The organism is Mobilitalea sibirica (genome assembly GCF_015999265.1).
Lineage (GTDB): Bacteria > Bacillota > Clostridia > Lachnospirales > Lachnospiraceae > Mobilitalea > Mobilitalea sibirica.
In genome coordinates this window covers 38,820-62,981 of the sequence record NZ_JAEAGR010000006.1, presented here as the reverse complement: position 1 = coordinate 62,981, position 24,162 = coordinate 38,820, and the positions used below count along the sequence as shown (strand labels likewise).

The following is a 24,162-nucleotide window of genomic DNA, read 5'->3' as shown; positions in this document are numbered from 1 at the left end:
TTTATAAATATATATTTAATTATTTTACCACAGATTAACCACTTCAACCATATGTATTTTTTACTTGATTTAGCTATTGCTTTTATACTTAAAGAAATAACTTTTCACTTAACGCGGATAATAGACTTATGATGATTCATAAATCTATTGTCTGTCATATGGACACGAGGCATTTTTGGGTGTATACCTCTTTGAAGGATTAGTCGTTTATGAAAATACGACTAACACTAAAGCATTAAAAAGTACGTATTTAGCATTGATACCATTTGAGAAAAACTGGACAGACCGAACGCCTTATGATATAGTTGGTTCTGAAACTTGATATTTTAGGAGGCTATTATGTTAACATTTGAAAAAATTAATGCTGATAATCTTTTGAAAACAGCAGAATTTTTTAAGTATAAAATAAGCAGAACCAGTGATTACACCATTGGTGCTATGTATATGTGGCGTGATTTTTATAATACTAGTTATGCAATTTATGATAATATGCTTTTGTTTAAAGTTAAATTCTTAAACCGAACATCCTTTACCATTCCGGTTGGAACCGGTTCTCTTGATAAGGCAATGGATGCATTAAAAGAATATTGTCGTGCACAGGAAATCCCATTATGGTTTTGCACCGTCCCAAAAGAAGGCCTTCCTATTTTGGTGGATGGATATAAAGGAACTATACCAGGTACCCCTAGCCGGGACTGGTCTGATTATTTATACCACTATGAAGATCTTTCCACCTTAGCCGGTCGAAGATATAGCGGACAGAGAAATCACATTAATAAGTTTAAAAAATTGTTTCCCGATTATCAATATCATGTAATAACAGAAGATAATGTCCATCGGGTGATTAACTTCTTAATGGAATATCAGGTTAACTTTGCAAAAGGGAGTGCTCTGGCACAGGAGGAGCTTTCCAGATCCTTAGAGCTGATGCCTTATCTTAAGATGTTTCGTCTACCGGGAGGTTTTATTGAAGTAGACGGTAAAATCGTTGCTATGGCGGTAGGGGAGATTGTAAATGATACATTATACTGTCATATTGAAAAAGCAGACCGAGAATATCCCGGTTCTTATCAGATGATTGTCAAAGAATTCGCAATGCATAACGGGAAAGAGAACATTAAATATATCAACAGGGAAGAGGATGTAGGTGATGAAGGACTACGTACTTCTAAATTATCCTATCATCCGGTAGAATTACTGGAAAAGTACTGTGTTCTAATACCTTAAACTTATATGATATCCTAAGTATACTCTTAGAATATCTTATATTGGGGTTTTTCCTCTCCAAGTAAATAATACCTTAGATAATCATCCAATAGAATACCGGGCAATGATAAAAAGAACCAGAAATTTGTATATAATAAGCATACCTGACCAAGAATATTGTATGGCTTGTCGGAATAATCCCATACACCAAGACCAAGCCATACATTAACAATCAGGCCGGATATAAATTCAATTAAAGTTATGATACCGGCAGAAATCACCATCTGGCTGACTAAAGATAGGCGCCAAGAGTATCCTTCATTTAACTGACCAATGCATATAAAACTAATTCCACCGGCTATTAACATCGAGATATGGGAATAGCCTCTGGATAGTATTTCAACTCCTCCGTATACAAATCCTCCGATCAGAAAAAGTATTAAATATTTAAAAAATCGATTGTTTCTAATTAGCATAATCGTCGCTTACCTTTCTTTAAGCATCTCCAAGTACCGTAATACATACCTTACATTTCCTCAAGAACCAAGCTTATTGGGGTTATAGCGCTTCTTCTACACTCAGTATACGCACATCAAATACGAAATATATCGTCGTAATGCATATGTCACAAACTACATTTTCATCGTACCCTTTCCAAAAAATCCGTAAAATAACACGATAATTTACAATGAAAATAAAGGCTGTTTCATGACATTGTCACCTCATATTAAGTCAGAATATAGGGGTCCCTCACACACTCACTGGAATTCATAAATGTTAGTAAGATGAAGTTTAAGGAAGTATAACTCACCGTAATGCACTGTTTGACGGACATATTATTGATTATGTATGACTAGTAGTGAACATATATGTTCGATTAAGGCATACATAATGGATAATGTGTCCATCAACCTGTGTGTGAGATGGGTTATACTCCCTTAAGCTTCATCCTATTATAACTTTTCTTATTATAACTTTTTTTAATTCAAAAAAGGTGTGAGGATCCCTATATTTTGACTAAATATGAATCGTTATTGTAATGAAACAGCCTTCTATATTTTAAGATTTTATTATTTTTTTACATATGAAAAAGGACAGTTACGAGCTGTCCTTTTTCGGAGAAGGTATTTTTGTTACTTATGGGGGTGTAGCAAAAACTATATAATGTATTGGGGTTTACATGCATAGTATACCATGTATTTCAAAATAAGTGTGCACAAACTTTACAAATTAAAACACAATTTTTCGTCATAATGCACAAAGCATTTATACTTCTGTCGATTCACCCTCTGTTATACTGTCTTCCTGTCGAGAATTGTTATCGGAAAATAAAGCCTCAAATTCTTCCCTGCTAATTCTCTCTTTTTCTATTAAGAGATCCGCACAGGCTTCCAGAGTTTCCTTATTCTCCATAAGAATTCTTTTCGCTTCTTTATAACAGTCATCTATGATGGCTCTTACTTCATCATCGATCTTATTCGCAACACTTTCACTGTAACTTCTGGTGTGAGCAAGATCTCTTCCGATAAATACTTCATCATCATCATTATCATAATTAACCATACCGATGGCATCTGAAAATCCATAACGGGTAATCATAGCTCTGGCCATCTTAGTTGCTACTTTGATATCCTGAGATGCTCCGGTTGTGATATCCTCCAAAATTAATTCTTCTGCCGCTCTTCCACCAAGATCTACTATAATCTCCTGGCGCATTCTTCCCTTCGTATGGAACATTTCATCCTTTTCAGGAAGAGGCATAGTAAAGCCTGCTGCCCCTGTTCCGGTAGGAATTATGGATACAGTATATACCGGGCCGACATCCGGCAGAAGATGGAACAATATTGCATGCCCTGCTTCATGATATGCAGTAATTTTCTTTTCTTTCTCTGTTATAACCTTGCTCTTCTTTTCAGTTCCGATACCAACCTTAATAAATGCTCTTTTGATATCTTCACTGATAACAAAGCTTCGATTGTCTCTGGCAGCTCCAATAGCTGCTTCGTTCATTAAGTTTTCTAAATCAGCCCCGGTAAATCCGGCGGTTGTCTGAGCAATTTGTTTTAAATCTACATCGTCACCCAGTGGCTTCCCTTTAGCATGTACCTGCAGGATTTCCTCCCTGCCTTTGACATCCGGACGACCCACCGATACCTTTCGGTCAAATCGGCCCGGTCTTAAAATAGCCGGGTCAAGTATATCAACGCGGTTGGTTGCAGCCATTACGATAATACCTTCATTTACTCCAAAACCATCCATCTCTACCAGTAACTGATTCAAGGTCTGTTCCCTCTCATCATGTCCGCCACCCATACCGGTACCTCTGCGTCTGGCTACAGCATCGATTTCATCAATAAATACTATACAGGGTGAATTCTTCTTAGCCTCTTCGAACAAGTCCCTGACTCTTGAAGCTCCGACACCGACGAACATCTCTACAAAATCCGAACCGGAGATTGAGAAAAAGGGTACTCCAGCTTCCCCTGCAACTGCTTTCGCCAAAAGAGTTTTTCCTGTACCGGGAGGGCCTACCAAAAGAACACCCTTGGGAATTCTGGCTCCAACCTGAATGTATTTTTTCGGAGATTTCAAAAAATCTACGATTTCCTTTAATTCATCCTTTTCCTCATCAAGACCCGCTACATTCTTAAAAGTTGTGGTCTTATTCTCCTCTGTCGTCATCTTGGCACGGCTTTTACCGAAGTTCATCACCTTGTTATTACCTCCGCCCACGGACGCCTGATTGGATAGAAATGAGAATAATGCTATGATTACAATAAATACAAGTATATAGGGAAGTACCGTAGTTAAAAACCAACTGGGTTTCGATATATTATGGGTATGATAAACAATATCTGCTTCCCTCGCTATGTTTTCGTACAATGTTACATCAGATACATAGAAGCTTTCTTTACTGTTATCGGATAAAGTTACTTTCACTTCTCCGGATGGCACCTCAACATTCTGATATATATCAATGGACTTAATTTTATTCGCTTCAATATCCTGTATAAACCGTTGATGCGAATATGCATCTTTATTACTTATATCAATATTATCGGATACGAATACAGTCAATAATGCAATGGCTAATATAACCAAAAAAAAGCCATATCCTTTCATTTGTTTTCTCACCAAACAACCTCCTTTACCAGTTATTATTTATGTTTATTTTATGGTAATTAATTACTCAATAACACCTACATAGGGCAAATTTCTATACTTTTGTTGATAATCCAATCCATAGCCGACAACAAATTCATCCGGTATCTCAAAACCTACGTACTTAACATTCACATCCGTCACCCTTCGATCAGGTTTATCAAGTAAGGTACATATTTCTAAGCTTTCCGGTGCCCTGGTTCCCAGCAGATCCATCAGATATGACAATGTCCTGCCGGAATCTATAATGTCTTCCACTATAAGAACATTCTGTCCCTGTACGGTTTCATCCAAATCCTTCACGATCCTGACTCTTCCCGAGCTTACTGTCTCATTACCATAACTGGAAACAGACATAAAGTCCAATGTAACAGGCACTTTAATTCTCTTAGCCAAATCACAGAAAAAGAAAATACTGCCCTTTAATATACAGATTAAGTGTATGCTTTTTCCTTCATAGTCCTTGCTAATTTCCTCTGCTAATTCTCTTATTCTTTGATTTACCTGTTCTTCTGAAATCATGACTTTTATTTTATCTGTCATTTTTATTCTCCTTTGCATCAATCAATTTCATCAAAAGTATGGTTTTCGTATGTTCGTCTACTTTATATTGTTCACTGATACGGTCCCCATCTCCTATAATCCACATAATATGGCTTCCGTCTGCAATCAAAAGACGATTGTTCCTTTCAGCCTTTGGAATCTTATGATCAATAAAATAATCTTTTAGTTTTTTTCTACCCCCTAGACGGTTAATCTGAATATAGTCTCCCTCCCGCCTGGTTCGTATTTCAACAGCATTTTTTATTTTATCATAATCAAACCACTTCGTACAACTATTTTTGCAAATTGATACATTTTCTCCATTATTAATCAACTCAGTTGTAATTCGAAGCTGATGTTGAGGCATAAGTGTGCTTCCCGGTATTTCTATCGGTTTTGCTATTACTACATCATTTAAGGGTCTTGCCTGAACAAGTTCCTGCCTATCTTTATATAAAACAATATCTTTATATCCACGCAAGGCTACCATACCATATGGCAGGTGTATCTGCTTTCCTACCTGTTTTTCATACAAAGACCTTACCTGTTCTACATGCTTTGCTTCAATGTCCTTTAACGACCGGTTGAGGTTCTCCATTATTTTAAATAGGATACCTCTTTGTAAGACCACATCCTCATTTTTCATCTTTTCAACTGAAAATGAGTAAGTTTTGTCCTTCTCTATTACCAGCTCATCATAACAGCGATGTATATGTTCATCAAGAAACCGTTCTATTTCACTCAATCGCGTGGCCGCGTTAGCTATATGCTCCACGGCATTGGAATTGATTTCCCTTGTTACATACGTAATTACCTGATTTCTGATCTTGTTTCTGCTGTATGCATCCGTCAGATTGGTGGCGTCAATCCGGTATGAAATGTTATTTCTTTGCAGATACGCTTCAATCTCTTGTCTGCTAACGCATAAAAGCGGACGGATAATTTTTATATCTTGATGACAGCTCATTTCTTTCGAAGCATCTATTCCGGTCAGACCTTTTATCCCGCTACCCCGAAATAGATGGAACAAAACGGTTTCTGCATTATCATTTCTATTATGCGCAATTGCTATCTTATTACACACAAATTTTTGACAAGCTTGATAAAATAGTTGATAACGCGCTTTACGACCGGCCTCCTCCTCCGAGAGTTTATCCTCTTTTGCAATCTTTTTTACATCAATTTTATAGCTATCATATAATATGCCTAAGTCTATGCAAAGTTCCCTAACAAATCCTTCGTCCTGGTCGGCTTCTGATCCGCGTATCCCATGATTGATGTGAACTACGATTATCTCTGCTTCATAATTCTTACAAATCTCATATAATACATACAAAAGGCAGACAGAATCAGCACCACCGGATACTCCAACGATTAATCTATCTCCCTTCTCAATCATATGATACTTTTTTAGATAATCAGATACCTTATTTATCATTACGTCCCCTAACCTAATCTGATGTATGTAAAACACTCCAACTTTCACTTATAAATCCCATAAATATTTATTCTGCTTTATAAATTGTATTCTAACCCTTTCCCTATATTATTTCAACGAAAATTTCGCTATAATTCTATTTTAACCATATTCCGGCAGTTATAACGGTCATATCATCCATGGGAGTATAATTACTTTGTGCAAGCGTATGATCCAGGATACGATTCGCTATTTCCTGAGGATTATTACTTTTTATCTCCATAATTAGCTTTTCAATAAATTCTTCTTTATGGTCTCCTTTTATACTGTCTAAAACACCATCTGTAACCATTATCACAATATCGCCTTCATAAAGCTTCTTTGTGACAGCATCATAATCCACATTTCCAAACATACCGATTGGTAATGTGGTTGAGCTTATGGTTTCTACCCAATTATCCCGTTTTATAAAGGCAGATGCAGCTCCAATTTTTATAAATTCACACATACCGGTAAAAAGATTGATAATACTCATATCAATGGTAGTAAAAATTTGTTTATCAGCCTTTAAAACCAAGCTTGAATTTATTAATTTAATCGCTGTCTCCGTTTTAAACCCGGCTTCTATTAACTGTTCCAGAAGCCCCATAACCGTCTCACTTTCATCTCCCGCTTCTTTCCCGGTACCCATTCCATCAGCCAAAGCAACCATAATTTCACCGGTTTCCAGTTTCAGAATAGAGAAATTATCACCGGATACGTTATCCTTCATAGCTCTAGCCACACCGGTCAGAACCTTAAATTTTGTATCCTCCACAAAAATAAAATTCTCAATCTCTCTGGTTATAACGGTTTTTGATGCATCGGAAAGTCTCATTTTAACCCCCAATGCTTCACCCACAAGAACGGCTGCTTCTTTCGCTGTAACACATCGATCCTTGCCCACCGCCGCGCTTAAATATACTTCCTTTCGTTTATCCTTTCTTTCAATGATTGTTACGTTCTTGGCATGTATGTATGCCGATCTTAATTTTCGTACAACCAAATCCTCTTCCATTCGTAAAGTTTGAGCCGCCCCGTAGATGTCTCCGGTGATATTTTGAATTACACCGGAGACTTCTTTTAACTGCTCTGCTATTACCTCTCTGCTCTCCGCCAAACGACTATTCCAGATATAGTTTAGCTTAGCAATCTCAAAGCCGCGGTTCGTTTCGGTTACAAATTGGTCCGTGCAGATACAGATATCCAGAAAACTTTCCGGAATTTCTTCTTTCTTAATAAAACCATTCTTTTCAGCAATATCAAACATTTTACAGGCAGCCTGATATGTCTCTTGGAAATTTTGCTCCCAGCATATACTGCAGTTTCTACAATTTTTACAGAGTTTATCGGATATATCCTCAAATATGTAATTAATATCCTGCTGTTTTATATTCGTCTGCCTTTCCGAAATCGTATTTAATGTTTTGGAAAGTTTTAGAAAAGAATCAGAGAAAATTTTCATTCTTGTATTAGCTACTTTCTTCAAATTAACAGATGCCAGATAGTCCCATCCCCCATAGCTTTCATTAAAATCAATCCTGTAGATTAGACTGCGGGGTAACAACAAAAATATAATAACAGCGGATGCCAGCGCCCCTATATCTCTTGGGGCAAGTGCCATCTCTTCAAACATTAGTCCTGTGATTGCTGCTGTAACCGTAAACACCGTTGCTGTGGGAATTCTTCCTAATTCACGAAAAATGGAAGGTACAATACCCATTAATGATAAAATACCAATATCCGTGAACGAAGCTCCCCTAAGACTAAGGGCAAATCCGGAAACTGCTCCTGCAACAGCCCCTTGTCCAATTCCATACTTATAAGTAAAGAATAACACAACAAAATAAACAACTGTCTCAACGGGGGCAATGTATGCATTGTTGTAGTCGGGAATTGTAAAGATCACAACTGCAACCATTAAGGCCAGACTAACCGATTGTTCATTCGTTAATCTGTTTCCCCTCTTACCATGATATAAAAAATCAATTCCACTCCTAAATACCATACCCGATATAAAAGCAAGGGCTGATTCTAATATAGCGATTAAAGTTTCACTAAGTTGCCAACCTCCAATCGCTACATCCATTAGAGAAAGTAATCCCAAAAAGATAGCCGGCAGGATATACAGCACCTGCTTTGGAATGTTTTTCTTTTTTATGTATGGTGCTTCGATAATAACTACTGTGATAATCATAGTGAGAAGATATTTAAGTACTATAGTCGGCGTCATCACTGTGGCAATTCCTATAAATACCGCTATAAAAATTAATCCTCCCCCGGCCCTCTCCAAATAAGCCGCGGTAAAATATCCAATAGCCAGAGGATTTATACTAAAAAAAACTGCCCTAGCTACAAACAATCCAATTCCATGAACTAATATAGACCTTTTCCTGTTGTCTCTCATTTTGTTTCGCTCCTTTTGTTGTATCGATGATTGTGTTGTTATTATAGGCAGACAATGATGCAATCTTTGTCATAAAAACAATCGTTTACATAAAAACTTTTTGACAAATCCTCCATAGAAACCACGAATCCATCGAATATAGGCACCTCAGTCATATTAAGAGCATAAAAATAAACCCCCTCGAGTAAACTCTAAGGGGGTAGTAGATAACACCATAATTTTCTCCTCCTCTTTCTATCAAATCCACACAACTTAACCCGTATCGTATCACATTAGATTCCGCTAAGGATTTTCATTTTTAACAATCACCGCGTCTTTACATAATATATTCGCATTACATCAATCTTATATCGATCACATTCAGAATTCATCTTTTGTAATCCGATAATTGCATATGTTAACGATATATTCAAAGGTATCGTTTCTTGTCAACGAAAAAGGGAGACAGTTCTGTATGAACTGCCTCCCTTTTCTCTCATGCTCCTATAATTAGGAACTTTTTTCATTTTTAATAGCGAAGGACGGATTTGAACCGCCGACACCACGGGTATGAACCGTGTGCTCTCGCCAACTGAGCTACTTCGCCGAAGTGACGAATTACATTATATCTGCTTTCTTACTGCTTGTCAATCATTTATTTTCATATTAACCAAAGACCTTTTACATTATTCTTCTCTTTGAAAAATTAACTCATATTCATATACCAGACCCAATTTTTCTCTTGCTACCTCTTCAATATACTTTTTTGTCTGAACATATGCTTCCAGGTTTTTTATGTCTATCTCTCGTTCCTTTTGCTCTTCAATTTTAGTCTCCAGGCTCTTTATTTTGTCATCCAGATCATCTCTTTGTTTCTCCAGGTTAAGTCTACCATATACTAAAATACCGCATATATTAAGAACAATAAATATAATGATACCAATGCCTGTCCTTTTTTTATATCTTCTTGCCATACTTGATCATCTCCTAAAAAATAAAGTTCAAATTATTTCTTAATCGGCTGTATTTCTACGGTTCTCCTTCTCCCATTATTTACATATGCTTTTTCATTTACATCTGTCTTTTTTTCATCATCAGAGGATTTACTTTTCTTAAAAGAGGTTTGTCTTCTTTTGTTATCCTTCTTATTTGCTTTTGCTTTCTTTGGCTTTAACTCAGCTTTTTTTTGCTTCATCTCCGCTTTTCTCTGCCTTTGTTGCTCTATCTTTTCTTTTCTTCTTTGTTTCTTCTTATCTAAGAATATTTTAGCTGATTTTGTCCGCTTTTTCAATCGGATTAACAGGAAACGGATTATCTTCATAACTTTCAACTTGATTAATCGAAGAATTCTATGTAACTGTTTCATAAGTAACTTAATTGGTTTTAAAAGAATATAAATGAGTTTGGTAACCGTTTTTACCATCCAATCACTGAGAATATAATGATACACGACCATACCGATACCCATACCCATAACTGAGAATCCACGGATAATCCCATTGTTTTTGACATATAGCATGGCAAATATAAATACACTGGCAATAACCCAAAAAATTAAATCCTCAAAAGCGAGAAAGAAGCTGTTATGTTTTATCAGCCTTCGTATCACTCTTAGAATATCATAAGCAAATAATAGTATAACTCCCCATAGGATAGATATTAAGAAAAATTGCAGCTCAACTGTAATTGCTATATTCATGTCAGCCTCCTATTTAAAGAGTCTGCCAAATAAGGATTCTCCTGATTTACCGTAACCGGTATTATCTGAATAAGTCAGGCTGTCAATCCTACCATCAATATCTACCTCTCCCTTTTCCAGGGTTAATCTGTTAACATGTAGTTCATTGCCCCGAATCATAAGGATGCCCTGTTCTGTTTGTAAGAGAACTTCATCTGCATCAAAGGACAGCACATCATTTACTCCGGTTATATTTGCTGTTTTTCTGGCATTAATATTTAATTTGTGACCTTTCAGTATCTGTTGTTTTTCATCCATAAAAAAGCCTCCTCATATAATATAAAAGGCACTTGCTCTAAGAAGACCAAGGTACCAATTACAACGTTTCATTTAAATAAAAGTACGTTGTGCTAGTTAAATATATGAGAAGACTCCTGACTTAATGACGATTTTAAAGATACTTAATAAGCTCTTTTGCTTCATCTTTTCTAACGGTTTCCGCTATATCTAAAACCTCTACCTTAACAGATTTACCTCCAAATCCGATTTCTATAACATCTCCTACTTTAACTGTGGCCGATGCCTTAGCCGGTTTCCCGTTAATCGTTACTCTTCCTGCGTCGCAAGCCTCATTAGCAACAGTTCTTCGTTTAATAAGTCTGGAAATCTTTAAAAATTTGTCTAACCTCATAACACTACCTTTCTACTATTAACAAATTCTTTACACGCGAGTGCGCATCCTACCTGCAAAGCATATAAAAAGACTGTTTTAAAAACCCTACACCCCTCCTGAGATCCGGAATTTAAAACAGCCTCTTTTGATCTAATTACTATGCGTTGATAACGTCCTTTAAAGCTTTACCTGCTTTGAACTTAGGTGCTTTAGAAGCAGCAATCGTCATAGGCTCATTAGTCAAAGGATTTCTTCCTGTTCTTGCGGGTCTGTCAGCTACCTCGAATGTACCGAAACCAACTAACTGTACCTTTTCACCTTTTGTCAACTCCTCTGTAACTACATCGATAAAAGCTTTTAAAGCCTTCTCTGAATCTTTCTTTGAAAATTCTGTTTTCTCTGCAATCGCTGCAACTAATTCTGCTTTGTTCATGGATTTGCTCCTCCTCTAAAGTATTTGTTATTTTTCAATAATCTTACGATTATTTTATTTCCCTCCACAGAACCTCTTGCTCTGCAGGGGTCATATCGCATAGATTTTGGCCTCTTCTCTCGGCTAGGGAAAAGACATCTACGAATCTATTTATAAACTTATTAGTGGCATTTGTCAAGGAATTTTCTGCATTTAATTGTAAAAACCTCGATAAATTTATCACAGAAAACAGCACATCGCCAAATTCTTCATTAATAATGCTTTTATCCCCTATTTTTATAGCATCCTGAAGCTCATTAAGCTCTTCGTTAATCTTAGAGAAAACCTGCTCCTGGTTCTCAAAATCCATCCCTGCTTTTGCCGCTTTCTTCTGAACTTTTTCTGCTCTGATATTCGCCGGCAAAGCTTTTGGAACCCTTATGATCTCATCAGCGATTGTACCTTCCTTTTTCTCTACCTGTTTTATTTTTTCCCAGTTAGTAACCACATCCTCCGAATTATGAACAGTTACATCACCAAACACATGTGGATGCCTTCGAATCATCTTTTCACTTACCTCCGATATCACATCGTCTAAGGTAAACTCATGATTTTCCTGCGCAATAACACTATGCATAACCACCTGTAATAAGATGTCTCCCAACTCTTCGCACAGATTCTTCATATCCTGATTATCGATTGCTTCAATGGTTTCATAACATTCCTCAATCAGGCAGGTCTTTAAGCTATCATGAGTCTGTTCCCTGTCCCAGGGACATCCATCCTTACTTCTTAGTTTTTGGATAATTTCATAAAAATCATTAAAGCTATATTTCGGCATGTCTACTCCATTCTTATGCTGACTAATAATTCCTCTCAACAGCATATACATAACCAATACTTTTATCGTAACGACTACCATATTATAACAAATTTGCACTCCTCATAGCAAGGGTAATTCTTCGTTAATGGGCCTGTTTGTAATAGATAAGCGGAAAACATGACTCACCTCACACACAGATTGAAGGACATGCAATTGATTTTGTATGCCATGATCGTACAAGTTTGTTCGCTCTAGGCACACAAAATCTTCAGCCTGTCCGTCAAACAGTGCATTATGGTGAGTCATACTCCCCGCTTATCCATCACTCCTCGACATCCCCTTACTCATTAATTAATATAAAACATGCAAGTTCGGGTATTCGTAGCCGAACTTGCATGTAGATAATGTTTAAAGTAATCTTTTCACCTAGAAACTACTATTGCTCCATTTGTCTGCCAAGGAAAGCTGCTGCTGTACCGGCAAGTTTTGTTTCCAAATCACCGAATTTTATTTTACTATCCTTCGTCAAAAGGATAACCGAACCGATAGCATCTCCTTCACTTATAATCGGATATATTACCTGATACGTGAATTCACCTTCGTCATCATTCATTATCTTTACATAATTCTTATCCTCTTTCGCAGCAACTATGCTTTCTCTTTCATTTATTACTTCTTCTAATTCATGACTGATACTTTTTGTCATAAGATCTTTTTTCGTAGGACCGGATGCGGCAATAAATTGGTCTTTATCTGTAATTGCTACTATGTGACCTGTGGTTTGATTTAAAGAATCAGCATATTGTTTTGCAAACTGTCCAAGTTCTCCTATCGGTGAATATTTTTTTAATATTATTTCTCCTTCTCTATCCGTAAAGATCTCCAACGGATCTCCTTCTCTAATTCTTAATGTACGTCTAATTTCCTTTGGAACTACTACTCGACCCAAATCATCTATTCTTCTTACTATACCGGTTGCTTTCATATATGATCTTCCTCCATTTTACGTAATTTTATTACTCGGTTTCTAATATAAAGTTTTAATCTACTTATATTGTTTGTAAAATGGGAAAGTTTATACATTTGATTATGATATTTATTTTACTTCAATCAATTTTGTTGTAAAAAAACTATAAATTTGGCAAATATCGTCACTAGTCACCCCTTAATATGTCAAAAACATTAAAAACATCTAAAATTCCGTAACCCCAGTCCCGATTGGGATATGTAAGGTTAGGCCTCCTTCTTGCGCCCCTGATGAGGAACTTTTTGATCACTGTTGTATCCATTCCCGGTTGATTTCCTCTTATCACTCCCCACTCCAAAACCATTGCAGCTATACCAGTTGCATGAGCAGCTGCTACGCTTGTTCCGGTATAGGCCGTGTAACCACCTCCTAATACGGGTGCGATATAATTGACACCGGGAGCAGCCAGATCCGGTTTAATGATACCCGCTCTGGTATAACCCCTGCTAGAATTAACATATAGGTTTTCATTTAACGGGTTGTATGCCGTGATTGAGATTGGTATCATGGCCGTTCCCGGAGCTAATATGGTTGTATAAATGTTCGGTTGTATAAAATAGGTCTCATTCGATATAAATTCTCCCATTGGAAGCCAAATATGAAAAGCAGTAACTAAATCTCCCTGCCCATATACATTAAATTGCCAGATTCCGGGCGTCATATTCTCGAGCCGTAGAAATATTAACTGATCTCCGGTTTCTGACTCAACGGTTTGATAATCTAAATATATAACTGCGTTTTCAAAGATAAAAGAAATAACTCTACTGACTTTTAGGCCCGGGGGAATCCTAGGGATATATTCTCCGCTTGGAGATAATATATCAATAGAGAATATACCGGGAGCATCCCCCCACAACTCCATTGTAAAATTTGGATCATTCTCACTAACATTAAGTTCAACCCTAGTATTCCCAACTTCGGGATCAACAATTCCAAAAAAATGTCTACCTGTATTACCTTCGTTTCCTACTGCTACCACCACGGCTGTATTAGAAAAGTCTGCAACAATATCTAAAAATGTACTTAAATGAGATCTTCCATCGTGAGCCTCCTGGGAGGTTCCCAGACCAATACAGATTGCTATGGGCCGCCCCAATTCTCTTGCCTTAGCAATACAATATTGTACGCCCCACATAATTTTGTTTTCCTGGTAACTGGGTACCCCTTCAGGAATAAAAAAGAAATCCCGATATACCATTTTCGCCGGAAGAAGCTTTACCACCACCAGATCTGCTTCCGGTGCTACACCATAGAAATCATCCTCCGGGATATCCATCCCTGCAGCGATGCTGGCCAGCATAGTCCCATGGCCGATTTCGTCTGTACTTGGAACAATCTCCAGAGGATTTTCCGATGCCAGAGCCTGATTAATCTGTTCCGCCTGATACTGTGTTCCAAAATAATAATTATAGGGATATTCCTGAGCACTATCAATCGTCTGATCCCAGATGGCCATTACTTTCGTGGTACCGTCTTCTCTTCGAAATACCGGATTAGTATAATCTATGCCGGTATCAACAATACCTACTAATACACCCTCTCCCCTAAGATCAAAGGCCGGTATCGTTCTTAGTCGATCTACACGGGATGCTTCTAAACTAGTTTCACTGATTAAACCGAATAAATTCGGTATTACAGAAAACCCAAACTGCTCAATTGTTCTATCTGTTATCTGCGTGGCAGGAACATGAACTATAGCAAATGCATCATTCATAATATGAATCGTGGCATCAGTAAAACCCTCCAACAGTTTTGGATTTCTTCTATATTCAATAATTAAATCAGCGTAATCTTCGCTATGAATTCTTGCTCTTTCCTCTTCAAGCATATTGCACCCCAACCAATCTAATTTATTATACTCATACGACCGCACCGGTCCTCAAACGGTCAAACACATTATATATATCCAAAATTCCATAGCCCCAATCGCGATTAGGATAAACAATATCAATATCTCTTCGTGCCCCTCTGATAAATAGCTTTTTTATTTCCACTGTACTCAATCCCGGAAGGTTACCTCGGACAATCCCCCACTCCAACATTAACGCTGTCACTCCTGTAGTATGGGCTGTAGCTACACTGGTACCGGTATACTCTGTAAACCCCTGTTCTAAAGTCGGACCAATAATCCCGACTCCGGGAGCTGCAATCTCCGGCTTTATTCTTCCGGTCCTCGTATATCCTCTACTGGCATCCAGATAAAGACTGTCATCCTCATGATTGTATGCTGTTACGGTAATGGGAACAAGGGCATTGCCTAGTGCCAATACTGTAGTATAAGGATCCGGTCGAATAAAATAGGTATTATTAGATATAAAATTTGCCATAGGTAACCAGATGTGAAATCCCAGATTTATATCCCCCCGTTCATAGACATTAAATCTCCATATTCCGGAAGTCGGATTTTGAAAACGGATCAAGATAAGCTGATCTCCGGACTGGGACTCCACCATGATATAGTCTAGATATATGACGGTTTGCTCCAAAACAAAAGTTATTTCTCTATTTTCATCTAAACTAGCGGCAATTCTTGGAACATATTCCCCCGTGGGTGTAGTGATATCAACTGAAAATATACTGGGCGACTGTCCCCATATCTCCATAGTAAAGCCGGTTTCGCCTTCACTAACATTTAATTCAACGGTATCGTATCCAATATTTTGATCTACCCTTCCAAAATAATGCCTTCGTGCATTACCTTCATTACCGGCAGCACATAACACAGCAACACCCTGCCTGGATGATATCAGTGATAGATAATTAGCTAAAATACCTCTTCCGTCATGTCCACCCATTGATGATCCAAGAGCCATACAGATCGCCATGGGCCTATCCAGTCTAACCGTTTCATTTAGAAGATATTGTATCCCAAACAAAACATCGGTAGATTGGTAAGCCACTGCATCTTCCGATATAAAAAAGAAGTTTTTCAGAAACTGTTTTGCAGGTTTTAACTTTACAACTACAAACTCAGCTTCCGGTGCAACTCCATAGAAGTTACTGTCTGCCACCTCATTACCACCGGCTATTCCAGCCAACATCGTACCATGTCCGATCAAATCCATACTGGGAACAATTTGCAATGGATTCTCGCTTTGTAACGCCTCATTAATCTGTTCCTTGCTATACACGGTACCATAACCAAAATCGGGAGGAAAATCATCACTGATAATTGTCTGATCCCATATGGAAGCAATTCTTGTGGTATTATCCGCATATTGAAAGATAGGATTTAGGTAATCAATTCCCGTATCGATGATCCCAATTAGAACCCCCTGACCTCTTAAGTCAAAACCTGGAATTCCCCTTATTCTTAATACACCGGAGGCTTCTAAACTGGCTTGGCTTACCAATCCTAACAGAAACGGTAGTACTGAATATCCCCGTTCTGTGATTATTAAAGGATTAACCAATTCTACAGGTATACGAACAACTGCATAGATATAATTAATAATTTGCACTGTAGCATTCGGAAACTCATCAAATACCGTAAAATCCCCATTATACTCTATTAATAAATCGGCATATTCTTCACTATAGATTCTCTCTCTTTCTTCCGGTATCATATTCGTTCCTTAATTTTTCTATCTTATTACTATATATATTGTAATAATAATTATTTATGAAATTTCGTTCATAAGATTACTATTTGTTATGAATCTGAGTAAGAAATATGCATTATAAATATCTACTTACTTTTACTTTCATAAACAAAAATCAGCTTCATCCTATAGTGAATAAAAAATATGCTGCGTCAAATCCTTCTCCTAAGTTTTTAAGAGTCGATTTTTTCGCAGCATATTTTACTCACTATAATGATATACAAAATTATATTAATTTATCTTCTGCTTTGTTCTTTCTTCTTTTTCAACTGCCTCATTAAGGCTAAGATACCAAGAAGCACCAAATCTCCGATTATAAATAACAGAAAGAGTCCAAATAAATATTTTGCATCTTCTTTCTGATTTGATTTTATAATCCATGTCGCTCCTATAACCGACCATAAAACAGGTACCACAAATCCCCACACCAGTTTTTTTCTCTTAGCTAAGAAAATCTGTAGCAATATCATGGTAATCGGAACTAAAGTAAAAGTTAGAATTACAATTGTATTAAGAAAAGCGTCTGACATATGATTTACCTATCCCTTTCCTTATGCGTTAAACATTACTTTTTCACTGTTGAATGCTTTCGTAATCAATGCTGTAACAAATGCAGCCAATATCATAATTGTGCCCACCGTTATTCCAAACTGAGCCATAGTAAGTTCGCCCATAATTAAATTCTGAATACTAATGGCGCTGTTATAAATGGGAATTGCAAAATAGGTTAGCCCTCGATCGGAACCGCCGGAGAACATAGTCATTATGCTTCCAAGCATAACAAAAATCATAAGCGGTGCAACATATGTATTCGCTTCTTTTGCAGTTCTGGCATATACAGCTACCAAAGAAACCAACCCTACATAAAGATATACCACTACCAATAAGATTACAAATAATTGAACCATTTCTAAAGGAGCAAGGCTAATACTTCCCATATCTCCTCCCGCCTGCCCGGCATTTAACCTCTGTATTCCTATAATCGCCGAAACAGCGTAAATTACGGCAGATATACTGGATAATATCGCCAGGGAAACCAATTTACCAAATACAATTTCACTTCTTTTAATAGGAGATAGAAGCATACTGGACAAGGTTCCTCTCTCCTTTTCACCGGTTATGGCGTCCACACCAAGCGCCATGGCACCGGAGAATAACATAATATTCATAAGAAGCGGTAACAACATGGATATAAATCTTCCGTCTTCTTTCTTTTGATCAACGATAACAGAGCTTTCTGGGTCTTTGTCTATATAAAATACCTGTAACAGCTCCATGTTCCCCAAGCGTTTTGCAAGTAGTGTCTGCTGATAGGTAGAAAGTACATTGTTTACGAAATTACTTCGTGCCGCATTGGAGTAGTCCTCTGCTGTATTATAGAAGGTTTTTACCTCCGGTATCGCATCCCCTTGCTCCTTATATGCATTTATTGTATCACGAAATCCTTCATCAAAAACTACTAAAAGATCCACATTTCCATACAAAATATCATTTTTAATAGAATCAGTCTGGTCCGTAGATGAAAGATAGCTGATATCAGCAATATATTCAACTGCTTCCATCGTCTGCTGTAAATCCTCAGGAGCATTCTGTATATAAACAGTAGGAATATTCTCTTCAATATCCGTCATCATGTTCTTCATCAAATTACCCATGATGGAATACATAACCATGATCATAACACCGGGCATGATAAATAAACTAAATATCAGTTTTTTATCTGTAAAAACTCTGGTTAATTCCTTGATAATTATATTCTTTGTTCCGTTCATAATTATGCCTCCTCCTTATTATGCTGCTTATATAGCTCAAAAAACGCATCTTCTAATTCATCTGTTTGCGTTTGTTCTAATATCTGTGGTAAGGTTCCTTCCTTAACCAGAATACCGTTGATGATGATTCCGATGCGATCACACAGCTTCTCTGCTTCCGACATAATATGTGTTGATATGATAACGGTTTTTCCCTGCTCTTTTAAAAGCCTCAGATAATCTGTTACGCTTCTGGCCGTTACAATATCCAGTCCGTTTGTAGGCTCATCAAAGATGACTACCTCCGGATCATGTACCAAACTTACAGCGATAGAAGCCTTTTGTTTCATACCAGTAGAAAGCTCTTCAATCTTTTTATCTTCAAAGTCCTTAATACCAAAATAAGAAAATAATTCTTCCCGTCTTCTTTTTATGGTAGCTTCATCCTGTCCATGTAGTCTTCCAAAGAAATTAAACATATACTTTGGAGAAAACTGAGGATCCAACTTAATCTCATTGGTAAGAAAACTGATTTTTTCCCTTACCTTTTCGGAATCCTTAACCGTATCTAAACCACTAACCGATATTTTCCCCTGCGTAGGCTTAAGTAAAGTAGCGATACAGCGAAGAGCTGTTGTCTTACCGGCACCGTTAGGACCTAATAACCCATAGATTTCACCAGGTTTCGATGTAAGACTCAACTGATCCACTGCTTTTTTCATATTCTTTTTCGTCTTTTGTTCCAGCATCTGCTTTTTTGACAGCTTATAGACTTTCGTCAAATCATTGATAATAATCATACAATCCCCACCAATCCTTTTTCAGTTTGTGTGTTTTTTAAGTTATGAAATAATTTGTTTAAGCAAATATACAGTTTCAGTATAAAGTATACCATATATTTGTCAACCATTAATTCCCACTGCTTTGATTATACTATGATAAGATTAAATCGTTGCTATAGCTTTCTTAAAAACAGATTAAAAAACCGTCCCAATAAACCTGTATATAAATATCTTTTCACATCATAATGATTCGAGATATTTATTTGGTTCATGGAACAGTCTTCCAATCAAAATCTTAATTTATTTATTCTACCAATTACGGTAACAGTGTTTCGTCAAGTACAATGGTAAAGGGTCCGTCATTTAATAACTTAACTTTCATATCCGCACCAAACTCTCCTGCCTCTACCTTACCCAGCCTCTGTCTGGTACTACTTAGAAAATATTCATAGAGCTCTTTGGCTTTTACTGCACCAGCCGCATGAATAAAGTCCGGACGATTGCCTTTTTTACAGTCCGCATAGAGAGTAAACTGAGAAACTACCAGCATTTCCCCTTGTACCTCCTGCAAGGACAGATTGGTTTTGCCATTTTCATCTGAAAATAATCTTAATTTAATTATTTTATCAAGATATCGGTCCACTACATCTTTATCATCTTCTTTTCCGATACCTAGAAAAACCAAATAACCCTTGCCAATGGAGCCCACACAAATATCATCTACAATCACTTCTGCTTCTTTCACTCTTTGAATAACAATCCTCATTTCTTATCCTCTCGCATCTATTCAAGTATTTATTATATCAATATGCAACTCCAAAACTCAATCAGCTTCTCCAATGAGTAGGAAGCGTTCGCCGGACTGGTAGAAGGCAGCTTAATTATCTCCCTCTTTATTTCTGGATAAATATACTTCATATAAAGCTGATAAGCTTTGCTTCCATTGGCATATATCTGTCTAATCTCTGCATATGACAAAATATCTTCTAAATCGTTCACAGTAACATTTTTTATACTACTGTCAGCTGATCCGGTTATCTCACAACTTTTTATAACATCCCAAACAGCAATACCGTTACGTAGAAGAAGTTGTTTTTTTTCCTCAATTGTATCAGGTAATGAATCCCTACAGATTTCACTCAACACCTTCCAAAACCTATTTTGTGGGTGATGATAATAGAACTCCCCTTCCCTTGATTTTACGGACGGAAAAGTACCCAGAATTAGTACTTTCGATTTACTGTCATAGATTGGAGGAAAGGGATGCACATTTTGTTCTATAATAGATACCTCCATAATAATACCTTGAATTAATTTAAAATATCATTTAAAAACGAGCTACCTGCAGTCTGCGGTTTTATATCAAAGTATTCCAAAATGGTTGCTGCAATATCTGAAAAAGTCGTTCTGGTTCCGGCATTTATACCTTTCTTAATCTTATCACCATAGATAACTAACGGAATATATTCCCTGGAATGATCCGTAGACGGTGTGGAGGGGTCACAACCATGATCGGCGGTAATCATAAGAATATCCTCCTCTTGTATTCCCTCCAATATTCTTGGTAACTGTTCATCAAAATAGGTCAAGGCCCTTGCATAACCATCCACGTCATTACGGTGCCCATATACCATATCAAAATCTACAAGATTAACGAAACATAGTCCGTTAAAATCTTTCTTGGTCCGTTCGATCAGCCTTTCAATTCCAGCTTCATTATTCTCTGTTCTAACCGTATCGGTAACTCCTTTACCGGCAAATATATCATAAATCTTACCCACAGCTAGCACCTCAAGACCGGTCTCCTTTAACTGATCCATCATAGTCCTAGAAGGTGCCAGTGAATAATCATGACGATTAGAGGTCCGTTTAAAGTCAGGATATTCCCCCATAAAGGGCCTGGCAATTACTCTTCCAACCCCATGCTCCCCTTGTAGTATATCTCTGGCTATTTCACAATAACGGTAAAGCTCTTTAAGCGGAACAACCTCCTCATGGGCCGCAATCTGGAACACACTGTCTGCAGAAGTATAAACGATCAAAGCACCTGTCTCCATATGCTCTTTTCCATAATCTTTGATTACTTCCGTACCCGAATAAGGTAGATTGCAGATTGCTTTCCTCCCCGTTCTTTCTTCAAATTCTCTGATAACACTGTCAGGAAATCCTTCAGGATAAGTCGGAAAAGGTTTTTCAGAGATAATACCTGCTATCTCCCAATGGCCTGTTGTCGTATCTTTTCCCTTAGAACTTTCTGCTAATCTCATAACGGTTCCTTCAAATGAACTATCGTTTACTTCATTTTCAAATTTCTCTTTCACACCGTCTATATGAAAAAGTCCAAGCCGTTTCATATTGGGCATATTAAAATATGGACTCTTTGATGCGGCATATAAAGTATGGCTGCCTTCATCACCATATAAATTTGCATCCGGCAGTTCACCAATACCTACACTGTCAAGAACAACTAAAAATACTCTCTTCATATTATACCTCCTTACGTGAGCTTTCCTCTCCTTGAATTTATATATTCTATCAAATAAAAAAAATGAAAATTAAATAATACTAATTCTCTATCGAGAAACATCAGATATTCTTCTAATTATTACCATAATGCTTCTATACTTGTATTATAGTTATTTTTTCATAATATGTCTATGGTTTATTCGTAGTACAATTAGATTGTTTCAGCTAATGTATCCAAGCAGTAAAAAACGTTAAAAGGTTATAAAGGTAATTTAAAAGAGGTTATAAAAAGTAATTTACTGTATATTGTTCTCATATGAATAATGTGATATAATTTACTAAGCTTTTCATGTATGACTTATCACCATTAGAAAGGTAGTGTAAAAATGAGGCAACAAAATGCCATAAAGCAATTTATATCAAAATATAAGCATGGGGTTGTATTATTCTATGGAATTATATACATGCTATGGTTTACGTATCTGGAACGAACCGTAACAACAGAGTTTACCCCAGTTTACTCCAGACTAGATGACTATATTCCGTTTCGTGAGATATTTATCATCCCTTATACCGTTTGGTTTTTGTATATCTTTATAACAATTGCATACTTCTTTCTGACATCAAAGACGGATTTTTTTAAGACCTGTGCATACTTATTTATTGGTATGACCATATGTCTGATTATCTATACCGTTTGGCCCAATGGACATTATCTGAGAGTCGATTTAGACTCTTTGGGTCGCAGCAATATCTTTATTGATATGCTTGCTAAAATATATAGTGTAGATACGGCAACCAATGTATTTCCCAGTATTCACGTGTATAACTCCATTGGTGCTATGATTGCTATCTATAAAAGCGAAAAACTTCATAGTAAAAAGTGGCTACAAGTCTTTGTAATCGTTTTAACGGTTTTAATCAGCTTATCAACCGTATACTTAAAACAACATTCTGTATTAGATATTTTCGGAGCTGTCGCACTCAGTATCATTATGTATGTAGTCGTATACGTACCGGATTGGGCGAAAGTCTTCCGCAAAGAAAATCCGGAGCTTTCAAAAGTATCTCAGTAACCAATATTATGAAATTGGACAATATAAAACATTAAATAAAAAGAACATATAATTCCGCTTTGAAAAACGAATTATATGTTCTTTTTATTTTACCACTCTAGTTAAATCCGTAAATTCTTCTTGTAATATTATAGCCCACCTCAACAACTCTGCGCCCGAATTTACCGGGAAGGTTCATGGAACGCCCAAGAATTTGGGAGCGGATTTTCTTGTATAACCATTTATCGTAGTTTTTAAGATAATCCCACAAATCCTGTTTCTTAGCTATGCTCTCATCGCTACCTTCTTTTATGAGAAATACAGAGCAGATCGCCATCATCATCGAGAGGTATTTTATCATATAATTTTGAAGCTTTTTACTCTTTATCTGCATCAGATTATGGGATTCTATCATAATCTTGGTTATTTTTAGTTGTTGATCAATCCGCTTTATCATAATCTGTTCGTTTACAGACTGATCCGCTCTTCCGATAAAATAACGGTACAGATTAACGTCCATATAGTATAACGTTTTTACAAATGGCAGCGGCTGATATACAAATATGTTATCCACATAGAAAGTGTGTTTTGGAAGAACAATTCCACAATCCTTTAACAGTTTTGTACGGTAAATCGTTGAATGCATCAGAATATTCTGACTTTGCTTAAAATGCATGATTTCATCCCAAGTAAAGATCTGCTCCTTAGGTAATGCCCAATTATAATTAATAACTTTTTTCTTTTTAGCATCTACCTTTTCATATACATAATTCGCCAAGAATAAATCCGGGCTGTTGCCATCTGCTATGAGATTCTTAAGTCTTTCCATCACCTGCAACAAAGCTTTTTCATTCACCCAGTCATCGCTGTCAACAACTTTAAAATATAAACCCTGTGCATTAGCCAGACCGGTATTCACAGCTTCACCATGACCTCCGTTCTCCTGGCTGATTACCTTGATGATACTTGGATGTCTTTGACGATATTCTTCTGCTATTTTTAAGGTATCATCCGATGAACCGTCATTCACTATAATGATTTCTATCTCTTCCCCGCCTGTTAATAAGGTGTCAATTGCATGACCCATATACGCTGCCGAGTTATAGCAGGGTATTGCCGCTGTCAATAACTTCATGTTTT

At 36.9% G+C, this 24,162-nt stretch carries 23 protein-coding genes and 1 tRNA gene; 2 read left to right on the top strand and 22 right to left on the bottom strand.

The window, feature by feature from the left end; genetic code table 11:
• The first annotated feature begins 339 nt into the window (after window positions 1-339).
• The gene (locus I5677_RS07565; RefSeq protein WP_197660968.1) at window positions 340-1,227 is read left to right on the top strand and encodes a DUF2156 domain-containing protein; all 888 of its coding nucleotides are present in this window, start codon (window positions 340-342) and stop codon (window positions 1,225-1,227) included.
• A 26-nt stretch (window positions 1,228-1,253) separates the two neighbouring features.
• On the opposite strand, the gene I5677_RS07560 is transcribed toward I5677_RS07565, so the two are convergent.
• From I5677_RS07560 to I5677_RS07460, 21 genes are all read right to left on the bottom strand, one after another.
• Window positions 1,254-1,682 carry a putative ABC transporter permease gene (locus I5677_RS07560; protein ID WP_197660967.1) on the bottom strand — a complete coding sequence of 143 codons (429 nt, stop codon included), beginning with the start codon at window positions 1,680-1,682 and terminating at the stop codon, window positions 1,254-1,256.
• A gap of 790 nt (window positions 1,683-2,472) precedes the next feature.
• On the bottom strand, window positions 2,473-4,329 hold the full coding sequence (gene ftsH / locus I5677_RS07555) for an ATP-dependent zinc metalloprotease FtsH (protein ID WP_197661072.1): 1,857 nt from the start codon (window positions 4,327-4,329) through the stop codon (window positions 2,473-2,475).
• A 63-nt stretch (window positions 4,330-4,392) separates the two neighbouring features.
• Window positions 4,393-4,911 (bottom strand): hypoxanthine phosphoribosyltransferase, encoded by a 519-nt coding sequence (hpt, locus tag I5677_RS07550; protein ID WP_197660966.1) that lies wholly within the window; start codon window positions 4,909-4,911, stop codon window positions 4,393-4,395.
• Complete coding sequence (gene tilS / locus I5677_RS07545; protein ID WP_197660965.1) at window positions 4,901-6,349, bottom strand: tRNA lysidine(34) synthetase TilS; 1,449 nt, start codon at window positions 6,347-6,349, stop codon at window positions 4,901-4,903. The genes hpt and tilS overlap by 11 nt, the downstream gene beginning before the upstream one ends.
• A 136-nt stretch (window positions 6,350-6,485) precedes the next feature.
• Window positions 6,486-8,774 carry a SpoIIE family protein phosphatase gene (locus I5677_RS07540; RefSeq protein ID WP_197660964.1) on the bottom strand — a complete coding sequence of 763 codons (2,289 nt, stop codon included), beginning with the start codon at window positions 8,772-8,774 and terminating at the stop codon, window positions 6,486-6,488.
• Between the two features lie 512 nt (window positions 8,775-9,286).
• Window positions 9,287-9,360: transfer RNA gene (locus I5677_RS07535), tRNA-Met, on the bottom strand.
• A 79-nt stretch (window positions 9,361-9,439) separates the two neighbouring features.
• Window positions 9,440-9,727 carry a septum formation initiator family protein gene (locus I5677_RS07530; RefSeq protein ID WP_197660963.1) on the bottom strand — a complete coding sequence of 96 codons (288 nt, stop codon included), beginning with the start codon at window positions 9,725-9,727 and terminating at the stop codon, window positions 9,440-9,442.
• A gap of 32 nt (window positions 9,728-9,759) precedes the next feature.
• Window positions 9,760-10,452, bottom strand: a complete 693-nt coding sequence (yabQ, locus tag I5677_RS07525; RefSeq protein WP_197660962.1) for a spore cortex biosynthesis protein YabQ — start codon at window positions 10,450-10,452, stop codon at window positions 9,760-9,762.
• A 9-nt stretch (window positions 10,453-10,461) separates the two neighbouring features.
• Window positions 10,462-10,749: a sporulation protein YabP gene (yabP, locus tag I5677_RS07520; protein WP_197660961.1), complete on the bottom strand. Its 288-nt coding sequence runs from the start codon at window positions 10,747-10,749 to the stop codon at window positions 10,462-10,464.
• Between the two features lie 133 nt (window positions 10,750-10,882).
• On the bottom strand, window positions 10,883-11,122 hold the full coding sequence (locus I5677_RS07515; RefSeq protein ID WP_197660960.1) for an RNA-binding S4 domain-containing protein: 240 nt from the start codon (window positions 11,120-11,122) through the stop codon (window positions 10,883-10,885).
• 139 nt (window positions 11,123-11,261) lie between these two features.
• On the bottom strand, window positions 11,262-11,537 hold the full coding sequence (locus tag I5677_RS07510; protein WP_197660959.1) for an HU family DNA-binding protein: 276 nt from the start codon (window positions 11,535-11,537) through the stop codon (window positions 11,262-11,264).
• 49 nt (window positions 11,538-11,586) lie between these two features.
• Window positions 11,587-12,357 (bottom strand): nucleoside triphosphate pyrophosphohydrolase, encoded by a 771-nt coding sequence (mazG, locus tag I5677_RS07505; protein WP_197660958.1) that lies wholly within the window; start codon window positions 12,355-12,357, stop codon window positions 11,587-11,589.
• 418 nt (window positions 12,358-12,775) lie between these two features.
• The gene (gene spoVT / locus I5677_RS07500; RefSeq protein WP_197660957.1) at window positions 12,776-13,324 is read right to left on the bottom strand and encodes a stage V sporulation protein T; all 549 of its coding nucleotides are present in this window, start codon (window positions 13,322-13,324) and stop codon (window positions 12,776-12,778) included.
• Window positions 13,325-13,493: 169 nt separating this feature from the next.
• Window positions 13,494-15,194, bottom strand: coding sequence for a S8 family peptidase (locus I5677_RS07495; RefSeq protein ID WP_197660956.1), 1,701 nt, complete (start codon window positions 15,192-15,194; stop codon window positions 13,494-13,496).
• Between the two features lie 31 nt (window positions 15,195-15,225).
• The gene (locus I5677_RS07490) at window positions 15,226-16,932 is read right to left on the bottom strand and encodes a S8 family serine peptidase (RefSeq protein WP_197660955.1); all 1,707 of its coding nucleotides are present in this window, start codon (window positions 16,930-16,932) and stop codon (window positions 15,226-15,228) included.
• Window positions 16,933-17,204: 272 nt separating this feature from the next.
• A complete protein-coding gene (locus I5677_RS07485; protein ID WP_197660954.1) occupies window positions 17,205-17,498 on the bottom strand; it encodes a hypothetical protein in 294 nt (97 codons plus the stop codon).
• A 21-nt stretch (window positions 17,499-17,519) separates the two neighbouring features.
• On the bottom strand, window positions 17,520-18,740 hold the full coding sequence (locus I5677_RS07480) for an ABC transporter permease (RefSeq protein ID WP_197660953.1): 1,221 nt from the start codon (window positions 18,738-18,740) through the stop codon (window positions 17,520-17,522).
• A 2-nt stretch (window positions 18,741-18,742) separates the two neighbouring features.
• Window positions 18,743-19,519, bottom strand: coding sequence for an ABC transporter ATP-binding protein (locus tag I5677_RS07475; RefSeq protein ID WP_197660952.1), 777 nt, complete (start codon window positions 19,517-19,519; stop codon window positions 18,743-18,745).
• Window positions 19,520-19,817: 298 nt separating this feature from the next.
• Window positions 19,818-20,267 carry a D-aminoacyl-tRNA deacylase gene (dtd, locus tag I5677_RS07470; protein ID WP_197660951.1) on the bottom strand — a complete coding sequence of 150 codons (450 nt, stop codon included), beginning with the start codon at window positions 20,265-20,267 and terminating at the stop codon, window positions 19,818-19,820.
• 32 nt (window positions 20,268-20,299) lie between these two features.
• Window positions 20,300-20,797, bottom strand: a complete 498-nt coding sequence (locus I5677_RS07465; RefSeq protein WP_197660950.1) for a DNA-deoxyinosine glycosylase — start codon at window positions 20,795-20,797, stop codon at window positions 20,300-20,302.
• Window positions 20,798-20,811: 14 nt separating this feature from the next.
• Window positions 20,812-21,987: a phosphopentomutase gene (locus tag I5677_RS07460; protein ID WP_197660949.1), complete on the bottom strand. Its 1,176-nt coding sequence runs from the start codon at window positions 21,985-21,987 to the stop codon at window positions 20,812-20,814.
• Between the two features lie 366 nt (window positions 21,988-22,353).
• Here I5677_RS07460 and I5677_RS07455 point away from each other — a divergent pair, with 366 nt between their 5' ends.
• The gene (locus I5677_RS07455) at window positions 22,354-23,043 is read left to right on the top strand and encodes a phosphatase PAP2 family protein (RefSeq protein ID WP_206762682.1); all 690 of its coding nucleotides are present in this window, start codon (window positions 22,354-22,356) and stop codon (window positions 23,041-23,043) included.
• Window positions 23,044-23,140: 97 nt separating this feature from the next.
• On the opposite strand, the gene I5677_RS07450 is transcribed toward I5677_RS07455, so the two are convergent.
• On the bottom strand, window positions 23,141-24,157 hold the full coding sequence (locus I5677_RS07450) for a glycosyltransferase family 2 protein (RefSeq protein ID WP_197660948.1): 1,017 nt from the start codon (window positions 24,155-24,157) through the stop codon (window positions 23,141-23,143).
• Window positions 24,158-24,162: the final 5 nt, after the last annotated feature.